The organism is Candidatus Nitrospira neomarina (genome assembly GCF_032051675.1).
Classification (GTDB): domain Bacteria; phylum Nitrospirota; class Nitrospiria; order Nitrospirales; family UBA8639; genus Nitrospira_E; species Nitrospira_E neomarina.
Genome location: NZ_CP116968.1, coordinates 3,372,347 through 3,385,293, shown reverse-complemented (window position 1 = coordinate 3,385,293; position 12,947 = coordinate 3,372,347). Strand labels below are relative to the sequence as shown.

Here is a 12,947-nt window from a genome sequence, read left to right as displayed (position 1 = left end):
GGGCAGGAAAAATTAACAATTTTTATAGAAAGGCATGATCTATGACAGTCGGGCAAATGAAAGATTTTCTCAAAGATTTGAATGATGACTTAGAAATATTAGTCAAAATTCCCGGGCCGACCAAGGAGGAAGGTCTATGGGAACCCCTAGACGGAATGAATATAAAAGTTGAACCACCGCCGCCCGGCAAATAAGGGCGAAGGAGAGAGGTAGTTCTAATTCGGAAAGGACCCGCTTGAAATTGGAGCGGGAAAGGGGATTTGAACCCCCGACCCTCGCCTTGGCAAGGCGATGCTCTACCACTGAGCTATTCCCGCTCTGTTGGAAATTTTGAACTGATTCTAGTTGGCACCCTGGAGGCTGTCAAGCAACATTGAATAGGGTATACTAATTCGTTCTTTTTTAAGTGCAATAAGATTTTAACCGAGTAAAATGGGAATATCATATTGAGATCAAGGAGGATATGTTCATGTATGTCAGCGTGATTGGAACCGGGTACGTTGGATTGGTCACAGGGGCTTGTTTTGCGGAATTCGGCTTGAACGTGCTGTGTATGGACACGGATGCCAAACGGATTACGGCATTGGAAAAAGGCAAGGTGCCATTTTTTGAGCCGGGCCTTTCCGAACTCGTGACCAAAAATCTGACGGCCGGCCGTCTTCGATTTACCACCGATTTACACCAAGCCGTCGATGAAGCCCTTGTCATTTTTATTGCCGTGGGAACGCCTTCCCGTGAGGACGGGTCTGCCGATCTGTCATTTATCGATGAAGTGGCCAAAAATGTGGGAACCCGGATGACGGGATATAAGGTCGTGGTGACCAAGTCCACCGTGCCCGTCGGAACGGCCAAACGTATTCGATCGATTATTCAGGCGAACCAGGAAACCCCCTCCAGTTTTGGCGTGGTCTCGAATCCTGAATTTCTTCGGGAAGGATCGGCGATTGAGGATTTCATGCGGCCCAATCGGGTGGTGATTGGGGCCGACAGTCCTGAATCGGTGGCGATTATGAAAGATTTGTACCGTCCCTTGTATATCCTTGAAACGCCTATTGTGATTACCGATATTCCAACCGCTGAAATGATCAAATACGCTTCGAATGTGTTTTTGGCCACAAAAATCTCATTTATTAATGAAATGGCCAACCTCTGTGAACGGGTGGGAGCCGATGTGCAAATGGTGGCCAAAGGGATGGGATTGGACAAACGAATCGGGTCGAAATTTCTGCATGCGGGTCCAGGGTATGGAGGGTCGTGTTTTGGAAAAGATACTGCCGCACTGATCAATATCGGAAACGAAAATGATTACGAAATGACCATAGCGAAGGCCACCAAACGAGTGAACGACGATCAGCGAGTCCGGATGATGGAGAAAATTCGAGAAGCCGTCGGAGAGTTACGCGGAAAAACCATTGCCATACTCGGATTGGCCTTTAAACCCAACACGGACGATATTCGGGATTCACCGGCCCTGTTCCTTGCAGAGCAGATCATGAAAGCGGGCGGGACCGTGCGGACCTACGATCCGGAGGCCTTGGAAATATCGATGAAGGTGTTGCCGACCATGGTCCCCTGTCAGGATGCCTATCACACGATGGAAGGGGCGGATGCCGTGGTATTAGTCACGGAATGGAACCAATTTAGAAATTTGGATTTTGATCGGGTTGGGGCCGCGGTAAACTCCAGGATTTTCATTGATCTTCGCAATGTCTATGAACCGCAACGGATGGAAGATCAGGGGTTTTATTATCTTTCGGTGGGTCGAAAAACGGTTGGAACCCATCCTTCCCAAAATAGCTAAGGGAGCGCAAGATACGGTTCTTGCTCGAAGCCTACTTTGTGAACGAGCCTGTACAAAGAAACAGTCAGGATTACCGCAAAACGCGCGTTTAGTTGCCTTTTGGGTAGTGTACGCGAGCGGATGGTCGGCTTTGGTATACCCTGCCGAGTACCCTATTTGCGTTTATAGCCCATGCGGTCCAACACCTTCATAATGCGTTTTTGAAGTTTTTCATCAGCCTCGCCTAATGCCAGAGCCAAAGGCTCCACCGCGGGTTTTCCAATCTTTCGAAGAATTTCGGTTGCCGATTGTCGAAGGTCATCATCTTCGGAGACCAAAAGTGGTATGACATCAGGGACACATGGTGCTCCTATTTTGATCAAGGCCTCATAAGCACGCTGCCGAACGTCACCGACTTCATCGCTGAGCATTTCCACCAACGGTTTCACGGCTGCCTCCACCCGAAGTTCGCCAAGGACTTCAATGGCATGCTTGCGATTGAGCCAGTGCGTATCGGTAAGATCCTGCAGCGCAGCATCGGCTCGTTGAATATTGGGGTCTTTAGAGCGGATACGAAAACTTTTGACGATTCGTTTGCCATCTTCTTCCACGACGCGAAGAGTCGCTCCGTCACCGATTTTGATCTTTTTAAGGTCTTCGGCAGCCTCTTCGCTGACATCCATAAGAACGGTCTTCCCATCGTACGCCAGGAGTTCGACCTCAATTTGATTTGTCTCAAGGTTGATCGCGGTGACGTTTTCGGTCACAAGATTAAACCCATCTTTTTTCGTGCCACTCTTGGGCCCGATCGAAATGAGTTTTGCGGGTGCTTCATTAGCCATAATGTGTCAGTGTCCTTAGTGAGAGTTAAAAGAAAGCCATAAGAGCATTGATTGCAATTTACTATGAATGGGAAGAACCGGGTGTCCATCCCAAGCTTGCCAGGGCACCTTCGGCTGTGTCCCGAACCATTTCATTTTCATCTTCGAGCAAGGGGACCAAGGGATCGATGGCCCGACTATCCTTGAAGCGAGCCAGTGATTCTGCGGCATTCCGACGAACCAACCAATCCTCATCGGCCAGAGCATGAATTAAAGGATCTAAGCTGCGAGGATCGCCAATTTTCCCTAACGCCTCTGCCGCGTGCCGGCGCACAATCCAGTTTGAGGCCTGTAAGCCCTCCACCAGAGCATCAGTCGCGCGGGAATCTCCCAATTTTTTTAACACTCTTGCGGCGTCCTCACGGAGAGTCGCGTCCATCAAGGCATCCACCAAGGCGGGAACGGCATCAGGATGACCAATGCGTTCTAATGCCCAGATGGCGGCGGTGCGCACGCCTCCATCCTTGTCAAGGCGGAGGGCTTGTATCAAAGGTTCCACGGATTTAATTGCACGGAGTTTCCCGAGAGCGGTGGCTGCCTGTTCCCGAACAGACCATTCTTCATCATCGTTTAACGCCTCGATCAGGGGATCAACGGCCGGTTCCCCAATTTGAACCAACGCGCTCGTGGCTGCCTCACGCACCACACAATCGTCTTCCAGGAACATATTAATCAGCTTGGGAATGGCTTCTGACCCGGCTTCTCCGAGTCTAGAAGCGGCATGATTTCGAAGGGCTTCATTGTCATCGCGAAGCGCCGACAATAAGGGGTCTACGTGGTTACCTTCCGTCATGGGTCATCACTCCTTTATTCCTTTGCGGCCCAGGTCTCTTCAGCCATGTTCATTTGTGCAGTGGCAGCCTCGAGTTTGTCAAGGATGACCCCGGAATTATAGGAAATCAAGCCGTCCCGGTCGGTTTTTAATCGGGCAAATAATTCCATATGGGGTCTCAGGACTTCGATATCTTTCACTTTCTCCAGAGCTTCGACAGCGAGGATGCGAAGAGGGCGAATGGGAATTGATTCAATGAATAATTCTACCGGCCGTGGATCGCCGATGAGCCCAAGGGATTTCAGCGCATGTTCTTTCACCCCCGTGTCTTTGTCCGACCGGAGCCGGATCATGAGCGGTTCCACTGCGCGAATATCGCCAATTTTGCCAAGGGTGTCAGCGGCGGCTTCCCGAACCACCCAGTCATCGTCCTCCAGGTATTCAATCAGAATTTCAACGATTGGCCGTCCGATACGATGCAATTGAATAACCGCTTCCTGCCGGACGCCTTCTTTCAACTCGGATTCGTCCACCGCCCGCAGGTCGTCCATCGTTTGATCGACACGGTCCCGAATCGCACCCAATTTGCGCAAGGTATCGGTGGCCAGGTCACGAAGATCGGGGTCGGACATGGCATCAACAAACGCATTTGCGGATCGAGGATCAAGGAGGTGGGCGAGAATCTCTGCGGCCCGGAGACGGATAGCCGGATCGGGATCTTTGAGCCGTTCCGACAGAGGGCCGATGGAAGTGGGAATCACACCGAGTAGGGCCGTGACTTTTTCCTGGAGGGTATCGTCGCGTAAATACTCTAAAAGTGCAGAGGCGGTGGCTTCATCCAAAATGCCAGCCATATGTTCCAACGCATCTACGGCTGCCTGTTTCACCTGTTCATCCTCATCCTTCAGGACATGAGCGAGGGCCTGACCGGCACGGGGATCCCGTAGGCGGGCTAACATTTTTGCTGCTTCCACCTTGTAATGAGAAGAGCCTGTGGCCATGGCGTGAATTATGGCCTCAACGGCCTTGGGCCCACCTTTCATGCAGGTGGAGGTGGCCCGCATTCGGCGCCAATCTTCCTCATGATCCAGTTCAGAAATGATGGTTTCGAATGTTTCCTTCGGCATCGTCAGGTCTTTCAGTTAGATGCGTATTTGTCCCGGCCTCCAGCCAAGGTGAGAAAGGGATTCCAACACATGACGACGGAGATTGTCATTCTTGGTCGTTTTTAAGAGATTTAACAATGGATTCACGGCTGTTTGGCCAAACTGCGTGAGGGCCTCGGCGGCTTCTGTCCGCAAGAGCGTACTCTGCAACGCTTGAATAAGGGCGGGAATAGCCTGTGGATCACGAATCTTTCCCAGGGCCCTGATGGCGGCTTCCAGGGGAGGGAGATCTTCTTTATATTGAGGGTCGGTGCATCCTTCTATGCGATCTTCGTAGGCTTCCTTGGGTAGCGAGTTGACCAAGGCGATTAACATGGGAATGGCTTCGGTGGATCTGAGCTGGCCAAGTGCTTCAATCGAGGGTAATTTGAGTGATGGCGTTTCGAGAGCAAGGGACGATAGCAATAAAGGAATGGCACGGGTATCGCCTATTTGTCCGAGTGCTCGCACGGCGTCCTGGCGCACGGCTGTATCGGAATCTTCGAGAACCAGAATCATCAGATGTCCTACCGCTTCCAGGGGTTTCAACAGGGTTAACGCTTCCACAGCCCGCAAACGGATTTTCCAATTTTGATCCTTTAATTTTTCCAACAATTTTGGAATGCTTGTATTGCCGATGGTCTGTATGGCCCGTCCCGCTTCCTCTCGCACGGCCGGCACTTTATCCTGGAGAAGCAAAATTAAGGTATCAATGGCTTGAGAGTTCTGAATGCGACTAAGGCCTTTGGCTGCCGACATGCGCACAATCCAGTTAGGATTTAATGCGGCGGACAACAAGGGATCTAAGACCTGTTCGTTGGCAATATCGGCCAGGATGCATGCGGCCGACTCCTGAACCTGAGGATTCAGATCCTGAAGGCAAAAACCTAATGAGAGAATGGCCGGTTCGCCAAGCGCTTTGAGGGCTGCAGTTGCGGCCTCCCGCACGGCCCGATCCGAGTCACGAAGCGTCCGAATCAATGGTTGAACGCTGCGGGGATCGCCAAGACGTCCGAGGGCTACCGCGGCGTCTTCCCGCACCCCCCAATCTTCGTCGTCCAGGGCAGAAATATGTTCAGCGACTGAGTCGACCATGTCTGTTCCAATTGGAGAAATCTGGACTTTACCTGTTCCCCTACCATTAGGGAAAACCCGAAGGTCGACGTTACCACACGATTTTTTGGGCGGTCAATGAGGCAGGAAAAAGGTCATCTGTTGCGGGTGGTGGTATAGGCTACACCGATCGAAACACCGCTAGGAGGTCGCTCAACGCTAACATTTTTATTCTCAGAACGTCATGCTCGTGGTGCAAACTACTTTTAAGGGTCGGATCGTTCGGGGTTTTCAAAAATTGTTCACAGAGGGTTGTGATCCGTTGAAACTCTGTCTCCGCTTTGTTTTTGACCACCCGGTTGGTGGTGAGAAGCTCCGTTACCTGAGTGTGAGTCTCCGCCAGATGTTTTTGAAATTCTCCTTCCGGGAGTGAGCGTTTAGTGGCCTCATCCAGGCAACGATCGATGTATTGGGAGAGGAGGACATAAAATCTTACCAAGGTTTCGGTTGTGGTGATATGTGGGAGATTTGTGTCCAGTTCAGTCATGATTGTTCCTTTCAGATTTGGCCGCTTCCTTGAGTCAAGGAGAATTCATTGGTCCCTTCTAGGGGCGTTCCAGGGTCATTCTGTCAATAAAGCGGAGATGGTGCAAGTCCGGAATGAGAAGTGGATCATTGAGAAATTTTGTTTCTGGACTTACAGAGTTTCCATGTGGATCGGGAATCCACCTTGAGGTTTGCCAGAAAAAAAGAGCTGTCCTGAGAATCCATTGCATTTGTGGTCCCACCTCGTGCTGCCTACGAGATTTTTTGTGTTGGCGGGTTTCGCCCAGGCAGGCGCAGTAATGCTTGCCGCGCCACCAAGGGCGCCTTCATGGTTGTGGAGGGAAAAGCCCTATGTCCTCAAGGCGGAAGGCAAGAAACTATGCACGGAAATAATTTGAAACCCCAGATCGTGCAGGTTAAGCGTTGGCCAACTACGGGTTTCTACATGGAAAGATCGGAGTGGGAGATCATAAGAAAAATGAGGAAAGGACAAGTAGGAAAAGCGGTCAGGATAGCGCCGGCTTGCAGGTCTTTGAGGCCGCCTGATCACAAAAGGAATCCAGTAGCCCCATCAATGAGTTTTGGTTCACGATGAGCCTTGACCATAAAAATATGTGCGGTCCTTCGAGGTCATCTTGATTAATGTTGCGGTGGTTATCCTTTTCCAACATCAATAAATATTTTTGCCCCGGTAATGGTGTTACCTGAATACCGGTTCGTCATGACTTTCAGACAGTCATCTTCTAAAAACACATTTATGCCAAATGGCCGAAGGTTACATTGAGTGATTTCTGCATTCTCGGTTGTGATTTCTTTGACTTCAAGAACAATGCTGTCCGACATGGCTATCTGGATCACTTTTTCCTTGGTTCTGACCGTAATCACATCAAGCAATGATTCGTTTTTACTGACTATGGGTCGCCATTCTGTTCCTTTTTGGTCCGCAGGAATGGTCACCCAAATCTCCGGAGTTTCTCCTTTTCCAATTAAAACTGGAATAAACCCATTTACTGATACCAATGCCACGCCATCTATTATTTTGTTCGTAGCAATTTCCAACTGTTTGTAGGGTGTAAACTCTTTTGGAAGCGAATCTAACTTCATTTGATTCCTCTCTAATAATTCCGTGGCAGGAATATTTTTTTGGTTGAAGAGAATAGCAGTAATAGCGATTTTTTTGGATCAAATCAACCATTGAGAGATGCTAGTATGCGTTCCGTCGAGCCTACCTCGTTTCCTCCTTGAAGGATTTGAGAAGGGAGATGATGAGGATAATGATGACAAAAACAAACGGAAAGGCGGCGAGAATAGCGCCGGTTTGCAGGCCTTTGAGGCCGCCGGACCACAGGAGGATGGCGGCCGACAGAGACTGAATAATTCCCCAGGTGAATTTGATCCGGTTGGGTGGGTTGAGGCTACCGTTGGTGGTGAGTGTCCCTAGCACAAAGGTGGCCGAATCCGCTGAGGTGATGAAAAAGGTGCCAATCAAAAAAATGGCGATGAGCGACATGACCGTGCCCATTGGATATTGTTCTAATACCGTAAATAGCAGGACCTCGATGCCCTCCGTTTCCATGATGGCTTTCAGGGGCGTGTCCTGGAACAGTTCTAAGGCGATACCGGTTCCGCCAAACACTGTGAACCAAAATGCACAAAAGAGTGACGGAACAAGCAATACACCCAACACGAATTGACGCACAGTCCGCCCTTTTGAAATTCTCGCGATGAAGGTGCCCACAAATGGGGCCCATGCGATCCACCATGCCCAATAAAATAATGTCCAGTTGTGAATCCAGGTCGAATCTCGGAAGGGAGCGAGGTTCAAGCTCATCGTTGGGAGATTTTGGATGTAGTTTCCGAATGTCGAGGGGAACACCGTCATAATGAAGTGGGTCGGGCCGAGAAAAAGCAGGAATAACAGGAGAGACAGCGCCAATATCATATTTAAATTACTAAGGTATTTGATGCCCCGTTGGAGTCCCGTTTGAGCGGAGAGCATAAAGAGCACGGTCACAATGGCGATGACGGCTAATTGAGTCGTGAGGGTATTCGGCATGTCAAAAACATAGGATAATCCACCACTGATTTGCACCGCTCCAAACCCCAGTGAGGTTGCCACACCGAAGACCGTGGCAAAGACGGCGATGACATCCACGGTGGTTCCCAGCAGTCCAGTGGCATGCCTGCCGAGAACCGGCTGGCAACCTGAGCTAAACAGTCCTGGTGTGCCTTTTCGAAATTGGAAATAGGCCAGGGCCATGCCCACCATGGTGTAAATGCCCCATGGATGAAGGCCCCAATGGAAAAAGGAATATTGCAGTGCCAAGCGGGCAGCTTGCGGAGTTCCTCCCTCGCCGACGGGCGGATCATGAAAATGGGACGTGGGTTCGGCAACTCCCCAGAATACGAGCCCAATGCCCATGCCTGCGCAAAACAGCATGGCAAACCAGGTGTGGAGAGGAAATTCAGCCTTGGCTCCATCCGGCCCAAGCGGAATATCACCCCATCGAGAAAAGATCAGACAGAACGCACAAACAAGAAAACCTGTTGCTGCCAGAACATATAACCAGCCAAACGAATCAAGAAGTGCTGTTTGGAATGTCCCGGTTATTTTCGCTAAATGTTTCGGGGCCATGGCTCCCCAAAGGAGGAAAAGAAAGGCCATGGCGCAAGAGATGTTGAAGACAAGTGTGGTCGATTTCAGTGGATTCATGGAGTAATAGAATTGAATGAGGAAGGGTACGCCTTACCATATTTGGCTCTGGTGAACAAGAAAACTCGGATCATGATAAACCAAATATGTTGACAATGAATGGACATATATCGAAATTGGTAAGGGAAAATCCCCTTTTTCTACATGAAGATTTTACGACTGTCTGTGGTATTGGCCATTTTTGGATTTGATAAAAAATGGGGACGTTGTCAAAAGGGGTTGCGAAGAAGAGGCTAACCGGTTAGATTGTAAGCCTCACACGTAACAGTCGGGCCTACCTTACGCTCGCAGGAGAAGTTCGGAGGCCTTTTTTTCTTTCTTGTCCGTTGAGACAGACTACGGTTTTGTCCGTGCGGGTTCTGGCAATTGCATACTGTAAAGAGAAAATCGCCAGACCTATATTCACTTGCACCCATTATTCTAAAGGTGGTGAGGGCAACAGCCCTCTAGGAGGTGTTTCTCTAATGATTCAGAAAGCGACGATGCCCGGTACGAAGCAAATGTATGGCGAAAATCCCATAGCCCAACGAAAAACAGATTTATACAAACAGGAATATGTGCAGAGTTTTGTGCAAAAATGGGACGCCTTGATTGATTGGGAGGCCAGGGCCTCGAGTGAAGGGGACTTTTTTATCCGGATTTTAAAGGAACGGGGCGTCAAGCGCGTATTGGATGTCGCGACGGGCACGGGATTTCATTCTATTCGGCTCTTGCGTGCCGGGTTCGAAGTCACGAGTGCGGACGGCAGTCCTGAAATGTTAGCGCAGGCATTTGAAAATGCCCGACGAGCCGGGTATATCATGCGAACAATTCATGCTGATTGGCGCTGGTTAAGCCGGGATATCCACAATAAATACGATGCGGTGATTTGCCTGGGAAACTCTCTGACTCATCTCTTTTCCGAACAGGATCGGAGAAAAGCCTTGGCTGAATTTTACACCGCCCTGAAGCACGATGGAGTGTTGATTCTGGACCAAAGGAATTACGATGGGATTTTAGATGAGGGGTTTACGTCGAAGCATGTGTATTACTATTGCGGAGACAATGTGAGTGCGGAGCCGGAACATGTTGATGAAGGACTCGCACGGTTCAAATATACCTTTCCCGATGGAGCAACTTTTCATTTGAATATGTATCCGCTAAGAAAAGAATATACGCGTCGGCTCATGAATGAGGTTGGCTTTCAGCAGGTAAAAACCTATGCGGATTTTCAAGAAACGCATAAAGTTGAGGACCCTGATTTTTATGTGCATGTGGCGGAAAAACTCTATAAAAATGAGGAACGCCCCACCACGATCATGAGCAAATTTGGGAATCTGAATTATTCCACCACTGTGGATACGGCACGAGATTATTACAACAGTTCGGATGCTGACCGGTTTTATGCCACGATCTGGGGCGGAGAGGATATCCATATTGGATTGTACGTATCCGACAATGATTCGATTTTCGATGCCAGCAGACGTACCGTGGAGAAAATGGCGGCTTCTATCAAGGATCTTGATTCAACGACACGGGTGTTGGACATTGGGTCGGGGTACGGAGGTTCAGCGCGTCATCTCGTGAGACAATACGGATGCCAGGTTGGATGCCTGAATTTGAGTGAAGTCCAAAATAAACGAAATCGGGCACTGAATCAGAAAGAGAATATTAGTTTAGCGATTAATGTCATTGACGGGAACTTTGAGTCGATTCCCATGCCGGATGGGAGCGTTGATGTGGTGTGGTCGCAGGATGCCATATTGCATAGCGGAAATCGGGAAAAGGTGTTTCAAGAGGTTCATCGGGTGTTGGCCAAGGGCGGACAATTTATTTTTACCGATCCGATGAAGAGTGCGACCTGTCCCCCGGATGTGCTGCAACCGATTTTAGATCGTATCCATTTGGATTCGCTGGGGTCGATTGAATATTATCGGCAACTGGCCGTCCAATTAGGATTTCAAGAAATTCGAATTGAGGATCTTTCAGAAAATCTTGCCGCGCATTATGGACGAGTACTTCAGGAATTAACGGCACAACACCATGCGCTCATTCAGGTTTGTACGGAAGAATATCTGGCTTCTATGAAGGTGGGACTTCAGCATTGGGTTCAGGCTGGGAAAAGTGGCCATCTCAGTTGGGGAATTTTGCACTTTCAGCGAGACTAACAGAGGAAAGAACTTCCGCCAGCGTACGCGCCATTCCCCAATACAATACGCGAATGGTGTATATTACCTTTCGATTTTTGGTGGTTTGGCCGGCATAGCGAAGTCACCACTCTTGCCAAAGCGGCCTTCTCCTCCCTCACCTAACACATTAGTGGTGTCGGTATATTCAATCTCTCTGTTCTCTTTGCTGATGCCTTCGGTTGGTTTCCAGCCGAGTTTATCAAGGGTATCTAAGACTGTTTTTTTAAGGGCACCACCTGCCGTCATTCGAGTGGTCGCAAAAGCCAAAACTCGCTCGCTTTCTTGCTGAACTTTAGACAGATCCGGGTCATGGAGGAACCATACGAGTGGCTCAATCGCTGCATCTCCAATCAACACCAAGGAATTGGCGGCATAATCACGAAGGACCAGGTCTTTAAGTAACAACACTAAGTCCGGAATGACTTTGGGATGGCGGAAATGACCAAGTGCTGTAGCAGCCGCTTCTTTAATTAAGAGGTCTTCGCTAATAATGCAGCCAGGGGTTGGCTTCCCCTCTTGATGTATGCCCTTACCCTTTAACGCGTCCAGGACGGGAGGATAAGCGCGAGGATCTCCGATCATGCCGAGGGAAGCAATGGCATGGCGTTTAACTGTACCGTCTTTCATGGCTTCCATGAGGGCATCTACTGCACGGGCATCGCCTATATTGCCCAAGGCAATCGTAGCATCTTCGCGAACCGCTCGATCCGGGTCTTTTACCATGTCGATCAGGGCATCGACGACACGAGCTTCACGAACCCACACCCGTCCCATTTGATAGTCGGTCGTCATGCCTCCTAGTGCCCGAACGGCGTGACAACGCACAACGAAATGAGGATCCTTGAGCGACTCCAATAGAGCATCAACTGATTCTTTTCCAATATACATCAATGCGGTTCCGGCAGTTTCCCGCACGATCTTCGAGGTGTCTTTAAATAACTTAATCAGGGTTGGAATGGCTTTTGGGTCTCCAATTTTTCCTAAGGCTTCGGCTGCGGCACTCTTGACTGCACCATCCCGATCGCGACACACCAGGTTCAATCCCGGTACGGCCTGAGGGTCACGCAATTCACCTAACGTTTTAGCGGCTTGTTCTCGCACCCGCCACCGCTTGTCTTTCAGGCAAGTCAGTAATTGTGGGATGACGCATTTTCCCATGGAGGCCATGGCTTTTACTGCTTCAGCTTGCACTTCCATCATATTGTCATTGAAAAGCGTAATGAGACCTTCAACGGCCTTCTCTCCGCCAATTTTGGCTAACGCCCAACCGACATACGTTCGAACCGACCAATAGTCGTCTTCAAGGGCGTTCAGAAGGGGTTCTAACGTTTTCGGGTCACCCTTTTCAGCAAGGGCTTTGGCGGCCTCTTCGCGAGTGGCATCATCGGCATCTTCGAGGGCATCAATCCAGTCTTGCACAGAATTCGGCATGATCTTCCTTCTTATCCCTTCCGACTTACTTCGGGTAGTCGGGTTCTTGTGGATAGGGTTGCGTATGGCTACAACGAATTGTCAGGACCTGTGTTCCTCGTCCATCTACACATTGATCAAGGGTTGGCGAGTATTCCAAGGTTCCGGATAAGGTTACCTTGAATAAAAAATCAAACGTAAAGGTCCCAAACCGATAATCTCCCGGCTTGAGGTTTAAGGTCCTGGATTCCGAGGTTTTGTATGCGTCCATATTGATGGGATCTTTTGTCCAAATCAACGGAGTGATGCCCGGTACATGCCACCAGGTTGGAGGAGTGAGTGCATTCGGATTTACGGTAATAGGAAACTCTCGTAACAGAGGATTGGTAGGGTCTGCTGCCTGCCCGTGGTGAACAAGCAGAGGAGAAATGCCTATCAGAAACAGGCAGAAAATCCCATGTCGGATTTGACGAGGCACG

At 49.6% G+C, this 12,947-nt stretch carries 12 protein-coding genes and 1 tRNA gene; 3 read left to right on the top strand and 10 right to left on the bottom strand.

The genetic code is table 11. The annotated features are described in order from the left end of the window. Positions 1–41 precede the first annotated feature (41 nt). Positions 42–194, top strand: a complete 153-nt coding sequence (locus tag PQG83_RS14530) for a hypothetical protein (protein WP_312742450.1) — start codon at positions 42–44, stop codon at positions 192–194. Positions 195–242: 48 nt separating this feature from the next. On the opposite strand, the gene PQG83_RS14525 is transcribed toward PQG83_RS14530, so the two are convergent. Continuing rightward, positions 243–317, bottom strand: a tRNA-Gly gene (locus PQG83_RS14525). Positions 318–469: 152 nt separating this feature from the next. Between PQG83_RS14525 and PQG83_RS14520 the strand changes: the two genes are divergently transcribed. Beyond that, entirely contained in the window at positions 470–1,801 is a 1,332-nt protein-coding gene (locus PQG83_RS14520) for a UDP-glucose dehydrogenase family protein (protein WP_312742447.1), read from the top strand. Between the two features lie 152 nt (positions 1,802–1,953). Here PQG83_RS14520 and PQG83_RS14515 read toward each other — a convergent pair whose 3' ends face one another. From PQG83_RS14515 to PQG83_RS14485, 7 genes are all read right to left on the bottom strand, one after another. Continuing rightward, on the bottom strand, positions 1,954–2,622 hold the full coding sequence (locus PQG83_RS14515; RefSeq protein WP_312742444.1) for a HEAT repeat domain-containing protein: 669 nt from the start codon (positions 2,620–2,622) through the stop codon (positions 1,954–1,956). Positions 2,623–2,683: 61 nt separating this feature from the next. After that, entirely contained in the window at positions 2,684–3,454 is a 771-nt protein-coding gene (locus tag PQG83_RS14510) for a HEAT repeat domain-containing protein (protein WP_312742443.1), read from the bottom strand. 14 nt (positions 3,455–3,468) lie between these two features. Beyond that, positions 3,469–4,560: a HEAT repeat domain-containing protein gene (locus PQG83_RS14505; protein WP_312742442.1), complete on the bottom strand. Its 1,092-nt coding sequence runs from the start codon at positions 4,558–4,560 to the stop codon at positions 3,469–3,471. Positions 4,561–4,575: 15 nt separating this feature from the next. Next, positions 4,576–5,673 carry a HEAT repeat domain-containing protein gene (locus PQG83_RS14500; protein ID WP_312742439.1) on the bottom strand — a complete coding sequence of 366 codons (1,098 nt, stop codon included), beginning with the start codon at positions 5,671–5,673 and terminating at the stop codon, positions 4,576–4,578. A gap of 139 nt (positions 5,674–5,812) precedes the next feature. Further along, a complete protein-coding gene (locus PQG83_RS14495) occupies positions 5,813–6,178 on the bottom strand; it encodes a hypothetical protein (RefSeq protein ID WP_312742437.1) in 366 nt (121 codons plus the stop codon). A 653-nt stretch (positions 6,179–6,831) separates the two neighbouring features. Further along, positions 6,832–7,281, bottom strand: coding sequence for a hypothetical protein (locus PQG83_RS14490; RefSeq protein ID WP_312742434.1), 450 nt, complete (start codon positions 7,279–7,281; stop codon positions 6,832–6,834). Between the two features lie 121 nt (positions 7,282–7,402). Continuing rightward, positions 7,403–8,881, bottom strand: a complete 1,479-nt coding sequence (locus PQG83_RS14485; RefSeq protein ID WP_376753597.1) for a glycine betaine uptake BCCT transporter — start codon at positions 8,879–8,881, stop codon at positions 7,403–7,405. Positions 8,882–9,354: 473 nt separating this feature from the next. On the opposite strand from PQG83_RS14485, the gene PQG83_RS14480 reads away from it, so the two are divergent. After that, positions 9,355–11,037 (top strand): glycine/sarcosine N-methyltransferase, encoded by a 1,683-nt coding sequence (locus PQG83_RS14480; RefSeq protein WP_312742430.1) that lies wholly within the window; start codon positions 9,355–9,357, stop codon positions 11,035–11,037. 63 nt (positions 11,038–11,100) lie between these two features. Here the strand turns inward: PQG83_RS14480 and PQG83_RS14475 are convergent, their stop codons facing one another. Further along, a complete protein-coding gene (locus PQG83_RS14475; RefSeq protein ID WP_312742428.1) occupies positions 11,101–12,489 on the bottom strand; it encodes a HEAT repeat domain-containing protein in 1,389 nt (462 codons plus the stop codon). Between the two features lie 25 nt (positions 12,490–12,514). Beyond that, the gene (locus PQG83_RS14470; protein WP_312742425.1) at positions 12,515–12,946 is read right to left on the bottom strand and encodes a hypothetical protein; all 432 of its coding nucleotides are present in this window, start codon (positions 12,944–12,946) and stop codon (positions 12,515–12,517) included. Between the last annotated feature and the right edge of the window lies 1 nt (position 12,947).